This window comes from Thalassobacillus sp. CUG 92003 (assembly GCF_013618635.1).
In the GTDB taxonomy this organism is placed as follows: Bacteria; Bacillota; Bacilli; order Bacillales; family Halobacillaceae; genus CUG-92003.
On the sequence record NZ_JABLSJ010000004.1, the window covers coordinates 373,119 to 391,023 of the forward strand.

General features: G+C 45.3%; 20 protein-coding genes. All 20 read right to left on the reverse strand.

The genetic code is table 11. The features are described 5' to 3' along the window. Window positions 1–12: 12 nt before the first annotated feature. Window positions 13–621: an orotate phosphoribosyltransferase gene (pyrE, locus tag HOP45_RS08660; protein WP_181348865.1), complete on the reverse strand. Its 609-nt coding sequence runs from the start codon at window positions 619–621 to the stop codon at window positions 13–15. Then, window positions 599–1,267 carry an orotidine-5'-phosphate decarboxylase gene (gene pyrF, locus HOP45_RS08665; protein WP_219914562.1) on the reverse strand — a complete coding sequence of 223 codons (669 nt, stop codon included), beginning with the start codon at window positions 1,265–1,267 and terminating at the stop codon, window positions 599–601. Before pyrF ends, pyrE begins: the two co-directional genes overlap by 23 nt. Window positions 1,268–1,289: 22 nt before the next feature. Continuing rightward, a complete protein-coding gene (locus tag HOP45_RS08670; RefSeq protein WP_181348867.1) occupies window positions 1,290–2,231 on the reverse strand; it encodes a dihydroorotate dehydrogenase in 942 nt (313 codons plus the stop codon). After that, window positions 2,228–2,989, reverse strand: a complete 762-nt coding sequence (locus HOP45_RS08675) for a dihydroorotate dehydrogenase electron transfer subunit (RefSeq protein ID WP_181348868.1) — start codon at window positions 2,987–2,989, stop codon at window positions 2,228–2,230. Before HOP45_RS08675 ends, HOP45_RS08670 begins: the two co-directional genes overlap by 4 nt. Next, window positions 2,986–6,186, reverse strand: a complete 3,201-nt coding sequence (gene carB, locus HOP45_RS08680; RefSeq protein WP_181348869.1) for a carbamoyl-phosphate synthase large subunit — start codon at window positions 6,184–6,186, stop codon at window positions 2,986–2,988. The genes HOP45_RS08675 and carB overlap by 4 nt, the downstream gene beginning before the upstream one ends. After that, window positions 6,165–7,277, reverse strand: a complete 1,113-nt coding sequence (locus HOP45_RS08685; RefSeq protein WP_181348870.1) for a carbamoyl phosphate synthase small subunit — start codon at window positions 7,275–7,277, stop codon at window positions 6,165–6,167. The genes carB and HOP45_RS08685 overlap by 22 nt, the downstream gene beginning before the upstream one ends. Next, window positions 7,270–8,553 carry a dihydroorotase gene (locus HOP45_RS08690; RefSeq protein ID WP_181348871.1) on the reverse strand — a complete coding sequence of 428 codons (1,284 nt, stop codon included), beginning with the start codon at window positions 8,551–8,553 and terminating at the stop codon, window positions 7,270–7,272. The genes HOP45_RS08685 and HOP45_RS08690 overlap by 8 nt, the downstream gene beginning before the upstream one ends. Continuing rightward, window positions 8,519–9,433, reverse strand: coding sequence for an aspartate carbamoyltransferase catalytic subunit (locus HOP45_RS08695; protein ID WP_181348902.1), 915 nt, complete (start codon window positions 9,431–9,433; stop codon window positions 8,519–8,521). The genes HOP45_RS08690 and HOP45_RS08695 overlap by 35 nt, the downstream gene beginning before the upstream one ends. A gap of 143 nt (window positions 9,434–9,576) precedes the next feature. Next, the gene (locus tag HOP45_RS08700; protein ID WP_181348872.1) at window positions 9,577–10,965 is read right to left on the reverse strand and encodes a solute carrier family 23 protein; all 1,389 of its coding nucleotides are present in this window, start codon (window positions 10,963–10,965) and stop codon (window positions 9,577–9,579) included. A gap of 135 nt (window positions 10,966–11,100) precedes the next feature. Continuing rightward, window positions 11,101–11,643, reverse strand: a complete 543-nt coding sequence (gene pyrR, locus HOP45_RS08705) for a bifunctional pyr operon transcriptional regulator/uracil phosphoribosyltransferase PyrR (protein WP_181348873.1) — start codon at window positions 11,641–11,643, stop codon at window positions 11,101–11,103. A 351-nt stretch (window positions 11,644–11,994) separates the two neighbouring features. Continuing rightward, window positions 11,995–12,903, reverse strand: coding sequence for an RluA family pseudouridine synthase (locus HOP45_RS08710; protein WP_181348874.1), 909 nt, complete (start codon window positions 12,901–12,903; stop codon window positions 11,995–11,997). Continuing rightward, complete coding sequence (lspA, locus tag HOP45_RS08715) at window positions 12,900–13,370, reverse strand: signal peptidase II (protein ID WP_219914541.1); 471 nt, start codon at window positions 13,368–13,370, stop codon at window positions 12,900–12,902. The genes HOP45_RS08710 and lspA overlap by 4 nt, the downstream gene beginning before the upstream one ends. A 190-nt stretch (window positions 13,371–13,560) precedes the next feature. Next, window positions 13,561–14,079: a DivIVA domain-containing protein gene (locus tag HOP45_RS08720; RefSeq protein WP_181348875.1), complete on the reverse strand. Its 519-nt coding sequence runs from the start codon at window positions 14,077–14,079 to the stop codon at window positions 13,561–13,563. A gap of 90 nt (window positions 14,080–14,169) precedes the next feature. After that, window positions 14,170–14,943, reverse strand: a complete 774-nt coding sequence (locus HOP45_RS08725) for a YlmH family RNA-binding protein (RefSeq protein WP_181348876.1) — start codon at window positions 14,941–14,943, stop codon at window positions 14,170–14,172. 79 nt (window positions 14,944–15,022) lie between these two features. After that, window positions 15,023–15,295, reverse strand: coding sequence for a YggT family protein (locus tag HOP45_RS08730; RefSeq protein WP_181348877.1), 273 nt, complete (start codon window positions 15,293–15,295; stop codon window positions 15,023–15,025). Window positions 15,296–15,298: 3 nt separating this feature from the next. Next, on the reverse strand, window positions 15,299–15,757 hold the full coding sequence (locus HOP45_RS08735) for a cell division protein SepF (protein WP_181348878.1): 459 nt from the start codon (window positions 15,755–15,757) through the stop codon (window positions 15,299–15,301). A gap of 20 nt (window positions 15,758–15,777) precedes the next feature. Continuing rightward, window positions 15,778–16,449 carry a YggS family pyridoxal phosphate-dependent enzyme gene (locus tag HOP45_RS08740; RefSeq protein WP_181348879.1) on the reverse strand — a complete coding sequence of 224 codons (672 nt, stop codon included), beginning with the start codon at window positions 16,447–16,449 and terminating at the stop codon, window positions 15,778–15,780. 25 nt (window positions 16,450–16,474) lie between these two features. After that, complete coding sequence (gene pgeF / locus HOP45_RS08745) at window positions 16,475–17,284, reverse strand: peptidoglycan editing factor PgeF (protein ID WP_370457986.1); 810 nt, start codon at window positions 17,282–17,284, stop codon at window positions 16,475–16,477. Window positions 17,285–17,348: 64 nt separating this feature from the next. Next, the gene (locus HOP45_RS08750) at window positions 17,349–17,615 is read right to left on the reverse strand and encodes a YlmC/YmxH family sporulation protein (protein WP_181348880.1); all 267 of its coding nucleotides are present in this window, start codon (window positions 17,613–17,615) and stop codon (window positions 17,349–17,351) included. Window positions 17,616–17,654: 39 nt separating this feature from the next. Continuing rightward, window positions 17,655–17,905 (reverse strand): hypothetical protein (locus HOP45_RS20540; protein ID WP_219914543.1); only part of this gene is annotated, 251 nt, incomplete at its 5' end.

Genomic DNA, 17,905 nt, shown 5'->3' on the forward strand with positions numbered 1-17,905 from the left:
GCGTTTCTGCAATTATTGGTTTTCCAACCATTCTTGTAATTTTGTTTCATCTTGTGAGGATAGTTGATTTTCTCTTTTCATCATGGTCATCAGTTCGTTCAGATCAAACAAGGAGGTAAACGGATAGGACGCTTCTTGAAAAGCTTGGTGAGCACGGTTTAAACCATAGCTGAAGATAGACAGGACCTGCAGGACTTCTCCACCGGCATCCCTAATCGCATGTGCTGCGTGTAAAGATGATTGGCCGGTTGATACTAAATCTTCAATGAGCACCACTTTTTCCCCTCGTGCAAATGTCCCTTCAATTTGATTTTGCTTACCGTGTTTTTTAGCTGAAGACCGGACATAAACCATCGGGAGGTTCAAACGGTCTGCTACAAAAGCAGCATGAGGTATGCCAGCCGTAGCACATCCGGCAATGACATCCACATCTTCATCCATGGCCTTAATCTTGTCTATGAAAAACTCAGCTATTTGCGTTCTGATCTCAGGGTAAGACATCGTCAAACGATTATCACAATAAATGGGCGATTCAATCCCAGAGGTCCAAATGAAGGGCTGCTCCACATTAATTTGCACCGCTCCGATTTGCAGAAGCTTACCTGCGAGTGTGTGGGACATTTTGAAACTCCTTTCTAATGCGTTCGTACGTATCTTTAGGATCAGCTGAGCGTGTGACAGCCCGTCCTACGACGATGGCGTCGCTCCCTGCCTCATAAGCCATACCAGGATCAGAGACCCGCTTTTGATCGTCCATCGAGTCGTTAGCGAGTCGAATACCTGGTGAAACCGTTATAAATGAAGAGCCGCATTGCTGTTTAATGAGCGAAACATCGCCAACAGCACTGACTACGCCATCTGCCCCGGCGTGTTTGGCCAAATCAGCATAATGTAAAACCGCTTCTTCAATCGAATGGGCGGTTAAATTTTCTGATTGAAAGGTCATTGCATCCGTAGAGGTCAGTTGTGTCACAGCGGTTAAGAGAGGGCGCTGCTCAAAAGAGCCGTCTTCTAAACCTGATTTGGCTGCCTGGATCATAGCACTGCCCCCGGCGGCATGAATGTTGACCATATCTACATCAAGCTTGGATAAATTAACCATCGTGTTATAGACGGTATGAGGAATATCGTGCAGCTTGAGATCGAGAAATATAGCGTGACCTTTATCCTTTAATTTATGAATAATGGCCGGTCCTTCCCGAAAATACAGTTCCATGCCTACCTTAACAGGGATATCATCGAGTTGATGATCTGCTAAAAACGCCATGGCTTGGTTTGAACTGGAAAAATCAAGCGCGAGATACACTGGACTGATTGTTTTCACGATGAGCACCTCCTATGACCTCATGAACGGATGACCAACCATGCTCATGAAGCGTAGCTGGCAGCTCCTTAATCAACTGTGGACATATATACGGGTTTTTGAAATTGGCGCTTCCTACAGCCACGGCACTTGCACCGGCCAGCATGAATTCCAAAATATCCTCGGTCGATTCAATCCCCCCCATGCCGATAATCGGTATCTTTACGGAACGGTAGACTTCATGGATCATCCGGATCGCTACAGGCTTGATAGCCGGTCCCGAAAGGCCGCCTGTCTGATTGGCAATCAATGGTTCTCGTTTATGAAGGTCCATTTTCATCCCTGTCAGGGTATTGATCATGCTTAATCCATCAGCCCCTGCCGCTTCAACGGCCCGAGCCATTGCTGTAATATCCGTTACATTAGGCGAAAGCTTCACATATACCGGGAGATGCGTGTGTTGTTTAGTTATTTGCGTCACATTATAGGCTAAGTCCGGATCCGTCCCAAATTGCACGCCTCCTTCTTTTACATTGGGGCATGAAATATTCAACTCAAGCGCTGAGACGCGATTGGAAGCTGTCAATTTTTCGGTAACCTGGGCATAATCTTCGACTGTGCTGCCTGCTACATTCGCCACAATGGGCACGTCATATTGATTAAGGAAAGGAAGCTCTTCACCCACGATTTGATCGACCCCGGGGTTTTGCAGCCCGATAGCATTTAACATACCACTTGCGGTTTCAGCTACCCTGGGAGTAGGATTTCCATAACGTTGCTCGACTGTAGCGGCCTTAATCATGATAGCTCCAAGTTCTGATAATTGATAAAATTCACTGTACTCTCGTCCGAAGCCAAAGCATCCCGAAGCTGGCATGACTGGATTTTTTAAATCAAGACCCGGCAATTTCACCGCTAACGTGTTCATAAAATCACCTCTTCCGGACGGAATACCGGACCGTCACGGCATATTTTTTTATAGCCTTTTCCCGAATCTGCCGGTACAACACATGCAAAGCAAGCGCCAATCCCGCATCCCATGCGTTCTTCAATTGAAATATAGCCTGGATAAGAAGCCAATTGGTCGGACACAGCTTTCAGCATAACAGCGGGCCCACAGGAAAAGTACATATCAAACGCTTCTTCCCCCTCTGGCAATCCATCGGTCACAAAACCTTTATCGCCTCGACTCCCGTCATTGGTCATAACGCGAACTTCCCCTAGAGCTCGGAAATGTTCCTCATAGAACACATCCTCCTTCGTTTGAAAACCTAAAACCGACTCGACTGCAACTCCCTTATCCGTCAGTTGCTTAGCTAAATAGTAAAGGGGCGGAACGCCGATTCCACCTCCGACGAGAAGCGCCTTCTCAATATTTAGCGATTCAACCGGAAAGCCCTGTCCCCCAGGCCCTAAAACATCTAATGTCTCACCAACTTGCTTCAAGGAAAGAGCCTGGGTTCCCTTCCCAAGCTCTTTATAAAGAAGCGTTAATGTGCCGTTTGCAAAGTTGACATCAGCAATCGATAAGGGGCGACGCAGAAAAAAATCCCGGCTGACTAGTACATGGACAAATTGCCCTGGGTCTATAGGTGGGGCAACACTTTCTCCCTGGATCACGAGCATATACGTGTCTTTGGCAACAGTGGAGTGCTCCATGATGGTCATCAGTTCTTGCTTCATCATACCGGCAAAACCTCCCTCTGCTTGATGGAGCGAGCTGTAAATGTCATGGCATCGATGACATTTACGATAGCCATGGCTGTATCAAGACTTGTCAAACATGGGATGCCATGCTCGACCGCTTCTCTACGAATCCGGAACCCATCTGAGCGCGAACGCTGTCCTTTTGTCAAGGTGTTCACCACAAATTGGACTTTCCCTGCTTGAATGGTATCAACGACATCCTGGTTATGAGCCCCCACTTTGCCGACTGCTGTGACAGGAATCTGGGATTCTGCGATAACTGCCGCGGTTCCTTCCGTGGCATACAGTTGAAAGCCAAGTTGATGGAATATTTCTGCGATCGAAAGCATTTCCTGTTTGTCCTTATCCGCTACCGTCAGCAAAACAGATCCTTCTGTGGGGATGGTCAAACCTGAAGCCGTCAGCCCTTTGAACAACGCTTTTTCCAGGGTTTGATCATAACCAATTGCTTCGCCGGTCGATTTCATTTCCGGGCCCAGTGTCGTATCAACGCTGCGCAATTTTTCAAAAGAAAAGACCGGCACCTTTACATATACACCTTCCGGTTTACCTGCTACACCAGTGGTATAGCCTCCTTCCCGAAGGTTTTCGCCCATGATCGCTTTCGTAGCCAGCGAAGCCATTTGAACACCGGTTATTTTGCTTAAGAAAGGTACTGTGCGACTTGCTCTCGGATTCACTTCAAGGACATAAGCTATGCCGTTGTGGACAACGAACTGAATATTGATCAACCCTTTCATGTTCAGTTCTTTGGCAATAAGGACTGTCGCATCAATACATTGCTGCTCAAGTTCTTGTTCAAGACGTTGAGTCGGATAGACCGCCATTGAGTCTCCGGAATGAACGCCTGCACGTTCAATATGCTCCATAATACCAGGAATGACGACTGTTTCTCCATCACTGATGGCATCCACTTCGATCTCCATCCCGGTCAAGTACTTATCGATTAAGATCGGATGCTCGTTGTAATCTTTAACATTCTCTTCCATGTAAGCAAGCAGTTCTTGTTTAGAATAGACGATTTCCATCGCCCTGCCCCCCAGGACGTAAGAAGGCCTGACAACAATAGGGTAGCCGATATGTTCGGCTGCTGTAACTGCTTCTGAGACACTCGTTACACTTTCTCCACCTGGTTTGGCTATTTCCAGCCTGTTCATCAACTGCTCAAACAAATCACGATCCTCTGTCTGGTTGATGGCATCCATCGTCGTTCCAAGAATTTTGACGCCATGGCGGTTCAGGCCTTGAACCAGGTTAATCGCTGTTTGGCCGCCAAACTGCACAATCACACCTTCAGGCTTTTCCAACTCTATGACATGCAAGACATCTTCCAGCGTCAATGGCTCAAAGTACAATTTGTCAGAAACGCTGAAGTCTGTTGACACAGTCTCAGGGTTGTTGTTCATAATAATAGCTTCATATCCCATATCTTTTAAAGCCAGAACCGAATGGACTGTAGCGTAGTCAAACTCTACCCCCTGACCGATGCGGATCGGCCCTGAACCGACTACCAATACTTTCTTCTGTGGGGAAGGAATCGCTTCATTTTCCTGCTCATAGGTACTATAGAAGTAAGGCGTTTCGGAAACGAATTCACCGGCACACGTATCGACCATTTTATAAACAGGGGCTAGACGGTTCTTCATACGAAAATCATAAACCTCATCTATCGTCGTTTCCAAAACCCGAGCAAGCTGAGCGTCCGAAAAACCTCGCTCCTTGGCCCGCTTGATGATTTCCGGATCCCAGCGTCGTTCCCTGGCGATTTCTTCAAGTTCAATAATCCCTTGCATCTTGTGAAGAAAGAACCGATCAATACGTGTAAGATCGTGAAGGTCATCAACGGAGAATCCACGTCGAATTGCTTCTGCTAGTACGAATATCCGCTCATCATCTGCCTTTTGCAAGCGAAGCGTCAACTCTGAATCAGTCAGAGCAAAAGCGGTGGAAAGAAACAAGTCTTCGGTTTCTCCTTCGAGTGAACGCACACCCTTCAATAACGATTCTTCAACGTTTCGTCCGATGGCCATGATTTCCCCTGTAGCTTTCATTTGAGTGCCCAGCTTACGATTTCCCGCGGCAAACTTATCGAACGGCCAACGCGGTATTTTCGTGATTACGTAGTCAAGAGCAGGCTCGAAACAAGCATACGTCGTCCCGGTCACAGGATTTTTAATCTCATCAAGTGTCATCCCGACAGCTATCTTTGCAGCGAGCTTGGCGATAGGGTATCCCGTCGCTTTGGATGCCAGCGCTGAAGAACGACTGACTCTCGGGTTAACTTCAATGATATAGTACTGAAAGCTGTGAGGATCAATCGCTATTTGCACATTGCATCCTCCTTCAATTTCCAGGGCCCTGATAATGGTAATAGAAGCATTTCGCAACAATTGATATTCACGGTCGCTTAATGTTTGTGAAGGGGCCATCACGATCGAATCCCCTGTATGAATACCGACGGGGTCAAAGTTTTCCATATTACACACAACGATGGCATGGTCAGAGCCATCTCTCATCACTTCATACTCAATCTCTTTAAAGCCTGAAATATTTTTTTCGATCAAACATTGATTGACGGGGGACAACGCTATACCATTACGAGCGATCTCTCGTAATTGCGTTTCATCATCACACATTCCTCCGCCCGTTCCTCCCATCGTGTAGGCAGGCCGGACAATTACCGGATAACCAATTGCGTTTGCAAAATTTACTGCCTCATCAACGGTCTGCACAATTTCACTGTCTGGTACAGGCTGTTCTAATTCATGCATTAAGTTGCGGAACATTTCCCGATCTTCAGCCTTTTGAATGGCGTCAATCGGCGTACCTAATAAATCGACCTCATATTCAGCTAATATCCCGCTCTCATTAAGTTCTACAGCCAAATTCAACCCAATCTGGCCGCCAAGCGTCGGGAGAATAGCATCTGGTTGTTCTTTACGAATGATTTTAGTTATAAATTCACTCGTTAAAGGCTCCATATAGACTTCATCAGCAAAGGTATGGTCCGTCATAATCGTGGCGGGGTTGGAATTGCACAGAATGACCTCGTACCCTTCTTCTTTTAATGCTTGGCAAGCCTGCGTTCCTGAATAGTCGAACTCTGCTGCCTGCCCAATAATGATCGGCCCTGACCCGATGACGAGAATCCGTTTTATATCTTGACGCTGTGGCATGATTCGACCTCCTTAAGTTTCCGTGGTTCTGTCGCTAACAAATCGAGAAACTCATCAAATAAGTGTTCCGTATCCTGAGGACCGGGAGAACTTTCTGGATGATATTGATAGGTTCTGACCGCATAGTCGGTATGGCTCAAACCTTCAACGGTCTGGTCGTTTAACGACACTTGTGTCAATTCCAGCGCAGTATGATCAATAGAAGTATGATCGACGGCATAGCCATGGTTTTGCGAGGTAATATACGTCCTTCCCGTCCTTAAGTCCTTAACTGGCTGATTGTTTCCACGGTGCCCGAATTTCATCTTCACCGTATCTGCACCGCATGCTAAAGCAATCAACTGATGCCCTAAACAGATTCCTAGAATAGGAACGGTGCCGATTAATTGACGGATTGTGTCGATCGCTTCTGGCACATCCTTAGGATCACCAGGCCCATTAGAAAGCATAATGGCATCCGGCTTTAACCGAATGATCTCTTCAGCTGTCGTGTGGTAAGGGACGACGGTGATGTGGCAAGAGCGTTTCGTTAACTCTCGCAAGATACCATGCTTCATCCCATAATCAACCAACACGATGCGTTGTCCTCGACCGGGCACCACATAAGGTTTAACGGTAGAGACGTGTTTGACTTGATCTTTTGCCAGCTCCGTCGATTCTATTTGCCTAAGCACATGATCGATCGACTCATCGACGGACGTAATCATCGCCTTCATCGTCCCATTCCGACGAATGAGTTTCGTTAATTTCCGTGTGTCCACCCCTGCGATACCTGGTATATCTTTTGCCTTTAAAAATTCATCCAGCGTTTCTTCACTGCGAAAATTGGAAGGGTGCTCACAATGTTCCTTGACAATCACACCGGCAATAGCAGGATTGACGGTTTCGAAATCATCGCGATTGATCCCATAGTTTCCAATTAAGGGATAGGTGAAGCACACAAATTGGGCACAATACGAAGGGTCGGATATAACCTCCTGGTAGCCTGTCATCCCTGTGTTGAAGACAACTTCGGCAAACCTGGTACGATCACTGCCAAATCCTTCTCCTGTCAGAACGGTTCCATCTTCTAAAACCAATTGTTTACGCATATACATGATCCTCCTTCCAGACGATCTCACCATTAACCATGGTAAGAATCGGCCATCCTTTCACACTCCAACCGTCAAAGGGCGTGTTTTTTCCTTTTGAAAGAAACGACTGTGGGGCAATGTTTTGTTCCGTGTTCAAATCGATCAGAGTAAGATCAGCTGGTTGATCAATTTCTAAAACACCATACGGTAAGTCGAAAATGTCCGCTGGTCGTATGGTAAGCCAATCCACCAACTGGCGGAGCGTAAACATGCCTGATTCAACCAGGTATGTATAGAGCAGTGGAAAAGCGATCTCTAACCCCGTAATGCCAAATGGGGCTGACAATAATCCCAATTTTTTATCCTCAGCCGTATGAGGGGCATGGTCTGTGGCAATACAATCAATCGTGCCGTCTAATAACCCTGTCCGAAGTGCTTCTCGATCTTCATCACTTCTCAAAGGAGGATTCATTTTAAACATGGCGTTATCTCCCGGGATATCATCCTCAGTCAACAATAAGTGATGAGGGGTGACTTCCGTCGTCACTGGAATACCAGCCCGTTTGGCATCACGGATGACCCGTACGGACTCCTTCGTTGAAACATGGCAAACATGATAATGACAATCTGCGCTTTCTGCCAGCAACACATCTCGAGCAATTTGAACAGATTCACAGGCAGACGGAATACCAGGCATATCAAGCTGCTGATTTTTTGTACCTTCATGCAAGACACCGTTATAAGTCAAACTATTATCTTCACAATGCGCTACTATGCTGCCGTTTGCGGACCGCGCTGTCTGCATAGCCTCTAACATACGCCTGCTCTCCTGCACCCCGACACCATCATCGGTGAACGCAAAAGCGCCGGCATGTTTCAAACCTTTCATATCGACAAGCTCATCCCCAAGCTGTCTCTTCGTAATCGAAGCATAAGGCAGGACACGGACACGTGCATCTGAAGCAATTTTGGCCTGCACGTTCTCCATATGTTGACTAGTATCTGGAACAGGCCGCGTATTCGGCATCGCACATATCGTTGTAAATCCGCCTTTAGCTGCAGCAGCTGTTCCTGTCGCAATGGTTTCCTTTGCTTCTCCTCCTGGTTCTCGTAAATGAACGTGGACATCCACCAAACCTGGAATGAGAAGGTTGCCTTTGCCGTCTATGATCTGATCAGCAGTAGACTCGTCAAAAGAGTCAGGTTTACAAATGAGGCCATTTTCCACCCAGACATTTTGATCAATTAGACTCTCTTCTTCAAGTCGCTTGACGTTCTTGAAAAGAATTTTCATACGTATATTCCTCCTTTAAGATATGGTGAATGAGGGCCATCCGGATATGGACGCCATTGGTCATCTGTTTAAATATCCGGGAACGCTGCGATTCCACTAACGACCCTTCTATCTCGACGCCGCGGTTGACGGGCGCGGGATGAAGGATAATGGCATGGTCTTTCATTTGTTTTTCCCGATCCAGGGTCAAGCCATATTGCGTAAGATAATCAGCGTCATGATGTGCGCAATCGTGCCGCTCATGTTGAATGCGCAAGAGCATCAGAACATCACTATCTTTAACAGCCTCGTCCATCGACAGATAGTCACTCTCTCGCTCTGGCTCCCGGAAAGCCGGCTTGGCAGCAAATTGAATATGAGCGCCTAACTTTTTGAGCATATAAGCATTTGATCGTGCAACACGACTGTGTTTAATATCTCCAGCAATCGTCACCTTCAGCTGATGAAATGTGCCAAACTCCTTATAGATGGTATAGAGATCCAACAAACTTTGCGTCGGATGCTCTCCGGTCCCATCTCCCGCATTTATAATCGGAAGCGAGATATGATCTGCCAGTGACTGCAGAGCCCCTGTTTCGGATTGACGAATGACAGCAAAGTGAGCCCCTAGCGCTTCAAACGTTTTAATCGTATCGAGTAAGCTTTCTCCTTTTGTCATACTGCAATCTTCGTTTGTCGCATTTAAGACGTTGATCCCTAATTTCTGCTCTGCCATTTGGAAACTGTGTCGTGTTCGTGTGCTGGGCTCGAGGAACACGTTGACAGCAAAGTAATCCTCCCATTTCGGTCTGATTTTCTTCGTCTCCAACGATTCGGCCAATGAAAACAGCTGATACATCGATTCCGGTGATAGATCTTCCACAGAAATAAAATGTTTCATCATTTCCTACCTTCCTTCCATTAAAAGACCCTCTTGCAGGTGCAAGAGGGCTTCATTGTTCATATCTCACTAGAGAGAACAATATCCGCGCTCGAACACCTTTCTAAGCCTCTCAGGACTTGGTTAAAACATGTTCACTGTTTTTACGCTACACTATTTTGATCATCAGCATCCTTAACTTCTTCAGGTACTTCAAACATACTGCCATTGCCCATCCCTGACTCTTTGCCGGGAAGGATAAGATTCAAAAGCACACCAACAATAGCAGATAAGGCCATGCCGGAAACCTGAACGTCGTCTGTCACCTGGATAAAAGCTCCCCCTATTCCGATTACTAAGATGACGGAGGAGATAATCAGATTCCGTTTTTCACCTAAATCGACTTGATTATCGATCAACATGCGCAAACCACTCGACGCTATAATGCCAAACAGTAAAATGGATACGCCGCCCATAACAGCGGAAGGGATTGACCCAATCAGAGCCGTACTTAATCCAATAAAACCAAAGAGAATGGCAAACACAGCCGCTCCACCAATGACAAATACACTGAAGACTCTCGTGATCGCAAGCACGCCGATATTTTCACCGTATGTCGTGTTCGGGGGCCCTCCCAGGCATGAAGCAATAAATGTGGCAACGCCGTCACCTAGAATGGACTTGTTTAATCCGGGTTTCTTTAAAAAGTTTTGCCCGACCACTTTGGACAGTACCATTTGGTCGCCTATGTGTTCAGCGATGGTTACGAGTGCAAAAGGGACCATGAGAAAGGCGATATCCCAGTTTATCACGTCCATAGGAGCATAATCCTTGAAAGGAACCACTATATCCGGCCATTGGAACAGCGCCGTGAAAAACGCACCGATTGAACCAGCTGACATTAGCGCATCCCATTCTGCCTGAAGGTCACTGGTATCCACGATGCCTTGAGACAAAGCAAACAGATAGCCACCCAGAATACCGGCTAAAATCGGGATTAAATTGAAGAATCCCTTAAAGAAAACCGCTGCGATGATGGTGATAGCTAATGTGACGAGGGCAACCATGAAATGAGTCCCGCTATACACCTGTTCATCTCCAGGTAAATACATCGCCATATCTATCGCCGTTGAAGCAAGAGCAAGTCCGATGACAATGATGATTGGTCCTACCACAATTGGTGGCAGCAATTTAATCAACCATTTGAGACCAAATAGTGTGATTAACAAAGCCACAGCGCCATAAACCAGACCTGCTAAAAAGCTGCCAACCATCGCGCCTGCCACCCCATGAGAGGAAGAGACTTCAGTCAACGGCGCGATGAAAGCAAAGCTCGAACCTAAATAAGCTGGTATTCTGCCACGTGTAATCAGTAAATATGCCAAAGTACCAAAACCACTGGAAATCAAGGCAACTGAAGGAGGCAAATCCGTGAGAAAAGGAACTAAAATCGTGGCGCCAAACATAGCAAATAAATGTTGTAAGCTTAATATCAACCATTGCTTCCCTCTCGGAATGTCTCGAATGCCGAGCACCGTCTCATGTTTCTTCATTTTTTCTCCTCCTTCTTCTAAATAAAAAACCTCTTTGCTTAAAAGATCGCAAAGAGGTGAACGTGTCTTTTCGGACACGCTTCCTAGTTTCGACCTTTTAAGTCTCTCTGGACTCAATTAAAGGCGATAATCATTTCATTTTTGAAAGATGGAGACTTCATCCAGCCCATCATTTTCATTTAAACTGACCGTAACCACTTCTTTCTGGGAAGTCGGTACATTCTTTCCGACATAATCCGCTCGAATCGGCAACTCCCGATGCCCGCGGTCAGCAAGTACGGCCAATTGTATTTGAGACGGTCGACCTATGTCCATAAGGGCGTCCATTGCGGCTCGAACAGTCCGACCAGTATAAAGGACATCATCAATTAACACGACTTTTTTTCCATTAATAGGGACTTCGAGATGTGAATCTACCAATTCCGGTTCTCGACTTTCTTTATTATACGTTAAATCATCACGGTAGAGGGTAATGTCAAGCTCTCCACCGGGAAGGTGGACATCTTCAATTTCATTAATCCGTTTTTTGACACGTTCAGCCAAAGGGACGCCTCTTGTCTTTATGCCTACCAAGACAAGATCCTCAACCCCTTTGTTTTTTTCAATGATCTCATGCGAAATGCGCGTCAATGCGCGTCTAATCGCAGCTTCGTCCATAACGCTAGCTTTTTGCTCCATGTTTATTCCCCCCTCAACAGATCGCTTCAAGAACAAAGGCGCAAGCGCCCCGGGAGCTCCTACACGCATAAGCAAACACCATGAGAAAGGTGGTCTTTCCTTCGCAGGGTGGGTTGCTTATGGCGCGAGGAGCTGGGCGCTGGAGCCGGACGTGGCGTATAACGTATGTGTTAGCCACAGGGCCCAAATTTTATAGTTCCCTAAGCAACAAAAAACCCTTTTCCGCATAAAGGCAGAAAAGGGTTTACCTGCAATTGACACAGGGCTCACGACACCTTTCCAGCCTCACGGGACTGTTATTAAAGGCTATTCATATACTATTAGACAGTATGGCAAACAATGAGACTACTGTCAACTACGCTTGTGCAAAAACGTCAACATATCAGTAAATTCCTCAGGCGCCTCTGCGTGAAAAGATAAATGTTCACCTGTCACCGGATGGTTGAACCCCAACGATTTAGCATGAAGCGCTTGTCCAGATAGCCCCCACGTCTTTCTAGGACCGTACTTAGGGTCTCCTGCAATCGGATGACCAATATATTTCATATGCACACGAATTTGATGAGTCCGACCTGTCTCCAGTACGCATTCAATATGAGTGAAGTCCTTAAAATGCTCGATTGTTTTAAAGTGGGTGACCGCAGACTTTCCTGCTTCGATGACCGCCATGCGCTGCCGGTCTTTAGGGTCTCGCCCGATAGGAGCATCAATTGTACCGTATTCATGATTGATCTCGCCGTGAACAATCGCTTCATACGTTCGTTCGACCGTCTTATCTGCTAATTGATCCCCAAGTGATTGGTGGGCCTGATCATGTTTAGCCACCATCACCAGGCCGCTTGTATCCTTATCGATCCGGTGGACGATACCCGGGCGTTCGACACCATTTATCCCAGATAAGTCCTTACAATGATGGAGCAATCCATTTACTAACGTGCCGGACATATGACCGGCCGATGGATGGACCACCATGCCACTCGGTTTATTGACCACAATGATATCACTGTCTTCATAAATAATCTCAAGCGGAATTTGTTCAGCTTCAATATTCAGTGCTTCTGGCTCTGGGATGCTCCACGTAACAGTATCACCGTTCTGGACTTTATAATTACTTTTCACGACAGCTTGATTCACCCAGACAGCGTCTTTGTTGATCCAGGTTTGGACTTGGGTTCTTGACGCATCGGGTGCTAACTCAGTCAGCAGCTTATCCACGCGTTTTCCTTCATCTTTTTCCACAACTTGATAGTGTTCCTTCACGTACGTGTACTTCCTTTCTTTCGATCATCAGCAAATGTAGCGATCATAATTATCGCGACCCCTACGACAAGTGAAGAGTCCGCAACATTAAATATGGGAAAATCGTAACGAAACAAAATGAAATCAAAAAAATCGACGACTTCTCTCCGGAACAACCGGTCGATAAAATTACCAATGGCACCAGCCAGAATTAACCCTAATGCTAAGCCGGTCCACGGACTTTTTTTAGCGTATTGCTGTAAATAATAGAGGACAAAGAAGATAACGATCACTGTGATGATATAAAAGAACCACATCTGACCTTGAAGTATCCCCCATGCAGCTCCCTTATTACGGTGCGAGGTTAAGTAAAAAAAACCTTCGATGATTCTCATGCTTTGACCAAGTTCCATGTACGTTACAACCAGCCACTTCGTCCATTGATCAACCACTATGATAATTAAGGCCAAAACATAATACCAAATCATATCGATCCTCCACAATCATTTTCATAATGCATTGTACCATAATTTATGTGCGCCCGCCTGCTAAATTCCTGCAGTGGCCCCACATGGCAGAAAGAAACAGTGTTGTATGAATGTACAACACTGTTTCACTCAACCTGGTGCATCATATCCCTGCCATATACCCATAAGCGCTTGTATGTAAGAAAGACCTTCAGGATTGATTGTTTTCCGCTAGTTCTTGCTCGTATTCGGTCTCCTCATTGATTTCAACATCGAATAAATGATCCCAGTCATCGTTGTCGATCATATCGATTTGAGCCTCCACCAGCATACGCAAGCGGGTTTTAAAGACCTTAGCTTGTTTTTTCATCTCTTCAACTTCTAATGATATGCGTCTGGATTTCTGTAAGGCTTCATTGATAATCCGGTCGGCATTTTTTTCAGCTTCTTTAATGATCAATTTAGATTCTTTATTAGCACTGCTTTTAACGTCCTCTGCCGTTTCCTGAGCCACTAATATCGACTTGTTCAGCGTCGTTTCAATATTGTTAAAATGACTAAGCCGTTCGTTCAACTGCTCAGCTTTTTCTTCCATGTTCTTTTTCTCACGGATTACGGCTTCATAATCTTTAATGATCTGATCTAAAAATTCGTTCACTTCATCTTCGTCATAACCTCTGAAACCTCGTGTGAATTCTTTATTATGAATGTCAAGTGGTGTTAAAGACACACTCGCCACCTCCTTGTTTTTATCGACCCGGCATTTCTGTTGATAACTGTTTTCGACAAAAATGTGCTGAATCCTTCTCTCCGGGGTCAATTATTTTAATTTTGCCGTAGTTATTTTATATTTTTCTTTTTTTGTAACCCCATGAATCTCCGTCAACTTGCTTCTGCCCTTACCTCTTAAGGAAATGATATCTCCCGCCTCCATTTGAAACGAGGGATGTTCCACCGTCCTGAAATTAACTTTCACAAGCCCTCTTTCAATATACAAAACAGCTTTATTACGAGAAATACGGTAAATTTCTTTCACTATATTGTCGAGCCTTAACGAAGATACCGTTGTATCTTGATGCATCCAATACTCATGGTTTTCATTCATGTGCTCCATCGGTACCTGAGAAAAATTCAACGTCGCTTTTTTTATGCCGGTTAAGTTCATTTTAACGAAATCACTGATTTCCGAAGCGACCACTATTTGAACTTTTCCATCACCAGCTGTCAAATCGCCCACTTTTTGACGCTTGATGCCCAAAGACATAAAGGCGCCCAGCACATCACGATGTGAGATTTGAATAAATTTTTCCGGATACTCAGCTTCAAGCAGCGTTAACGCGAAATCTTCTAATGCGATATTTTCGTAGTATGGGGCTAAAATTGCGCGTTTTCTCTCGGTATGATCCTTTCCTCCACTCATTGACCAGACGAGATCAGGATGGTTCCCCAAGAGGGATTGAAATATATACTGTTCCCTCGGATCTAGAAAATCACTCTGTTTTCTTTGGAATTGCCGTTCCACTTCTGTCTGCCAGGAAAGAACCTGGTCAATGAAAGGTCGTTCTTCCGCACGAAAGTGCTGATATATATCCATTGTGTGACCACCCTGCAAAAGTAATGAAATGAAAAAGTAAAGCTGAATATACACCAGCTTTACTTTTACCTCTCGTCCGTTATAAGCCTAATAGAATACGGAACAATTCTTCAAGCCCGCGCCCTGCAAATTGCAGTACCAAAATGCCGACGATCGGGGAAATATCGATCATGCCCAACGGAGGAATGATCTTACGGAAGGGTTCGAGATAAGGCTCAGCCATTCTCGCTAAAACTTGACCAAACGATGATTCTCTTGCCCCTGGAAACCAGGACATAAGAATATAGATGATCAAAACCCAGCTATATAAGCGGAGCGCTAATGATAAGATTTCAAATAATTGGATGAGCATTGTTTACCACCTTTTTTCCAGGTCATCGTCCTCTGTCAAAATATCAGAAATAGATCCTGTGATTTCAATATTTTCTGGTGTACATAAAAACGTCTGTGCCCCGAGTTTCTGAATATCTCCACCTACTGCATACACGGTGCCGCTTAAAAAATCAACAATGCGTTTGGCTTGTTGATGTTCGACGCGCTGCAAATTAATGACCACTGCTTTGCGGTTCACGAGATTATCAGCGATTTCCTGGGCTTCATTATAACTCCGTGGTTCTAATAATACCATTTTGGAGGAGTTTTGAGCACTCTTCAAACTTACAACATTTTGAGAATTGCCTTTTTGTTGTTTATTGTCTTGCTTTAAAGACGGTTCATTTCGGTATTCATTGGTTTCAAGAGCATCTTCATCATCAACATACTCGTATTCATCCTCTAATGTAAAGAACGATTTGAATTTATTTTTCATACTCATAAAGCTTCACCTCTTTTTAATCAGTCGCCCACAAGACTAGAACCTATACGGATATGAGTAGCTCCTTCTTCGATCGCAATCTGAAAATCGTTACTCATTCCCATGGATAAATAATCACAGGGCGCATGGTTTAAATGCATACTTTGAATCTCGATCTGTAATGCTTTCAAGTTTCGGAAAATCCCCCTGAGCTTATCCTCATCTTCAATGTGAGGCGCCATGGTCATCAAACCGACTACTTTGATGTTCGGGAAATCCTCTAACGAATGGACGAAATCAACGACTTCATCCGGGGCGACCCCATGTTTGGAAGCCTCACCACTTACGTTGACCTGAACAAAACAGGCAACGTGTTGATCAGCGCGCTTATTTATTTCTTTTGCAAGCGAGCGCCTGTCCAAAGAATGAATCATATCGACATAAGAAATGATATCTTTTACTTTGCGAGATTGCAGCGAACCGATAAAATGCCAAAACGCTTCGCCTTCAATTGCCTGGTACTTTTCTAAAAATTCCTCCTTGCGATTTTCGCCCAAGTGGTTGACTCCAGCTGCGAGCGCTTCTTTTGCTCTATCAATGGTAACATATTTCGTAACAGCAATAATGGTAATATCACTTGGAGCCCGTCCACTCTTTTCACAAGCTTGACGTATGCTCTGTTGAAGGGATTGTAAGTGATCTGCGACGGTCATGACCAGACTCCTTTCTCTGTAAATCCTAACGGCTCATACCTATAAAACCAAGCATCCGCCCTGTGCCCCCATCATCGCGACGATGGGAATAAAATAAATCAGACTGTTCATATGTACAAAGGGAAGTCATTTCAATTCGATCCTCTGGGACGCCTGCCTCTAAACAGTAAAGTTTGTTTAGCGACTTCAAGTCAAGTTGATAATGCGTTTCAGACACTTGGGAAACGACGTGACCGCGGAAATGATCGGCCACCTGATCGACGACATTCCGATCCACGTGGTAATGACGGGCACTGATAGCTGGCCCAATCGCAACGCGTACATTCTCCACATCTGTCCCGGCCTCCTGGAATGCGTGAACCATTTCACGTGCCATTCCTTTGACTGTCCCTTTCCATCCCGCATGGGCAATGCCGATTCGTTCACCTTCGGGATCATAAAAGAACAACGGCGTACAATCAGCATAATGAGCAGCTAACAGCACGTGTTTAACATCAGTTATCAAACCATCTACCCCAGTTACTGCCGTTTCTTGTGAATAAGCGCCCGCTCCCATGTCTTGTTGATTCACACGCTTGATTCCTGTTCCATGGGTTTGTTGCCCGATGACCCACGTTTCAAGCGGAAAGGCTAGTTGCTCCGCCAAAAGTCTGCGGTTAGCAATCACGTCTACAGGATTATCATGGACATGAAGAGCTTGATTAAATGACTCAAGAGGTGCCTGACTCACACCTCCATTTTTCGTTGTAATCCCTGCTACGACTAATCCATTCTCGTCTTGCCATGAGGGGATCGTAAAGTATGAAGGATGACTAAGAAATAATAGTTCTGACACGGGCACCACCTCATTTTATCTTCATTTTACCACATTTATTTGCGTATTTCCCCTAGTTTCACATTTATTCTGATTTAGGAGACGACAACAAAGAAGGGGACCCTTCTTTTCTGACTAAAATAACATCCGCACCAATGTTCACAATTTGACTCCATGGTATCATGATTTCCTCATCTTTACCGAATAATCCCATCGCTTTTCCTTTTAAGGTGATGATGAGACCCTTCAACCTGCCATGGTTCGTATCAATATCCAAATCACTGATATGGCCTAATCTTTCTCCAGTTTCCAGTGCAATGACGTCTTTAATTTGTAAGTCGGATATTCTCATTTTAGCATCACTCCCTACAACAGTATATGCACCATCCTACTATGGATTGACCAACGGAAGATAAATAGCCCAAAAGTTCAAGCTGTTTTCTATGTCGAAAGGGGCAAATGTGAAACGACAAGACTTAGGCAGAATTCTGTAAGACTCGATTTCGAGATGTTTGTGGGCGTGTAGGGCCGCTGGGGAAGGATTCGCTTTCCTGCGGGGGAACGGGCAAGCCTCCTCAGGCTTCGCCGAGGCCACTGAAATACTGTCCTGTTTTTTGGTCTGAATAAAAAAAGAGCGATTTT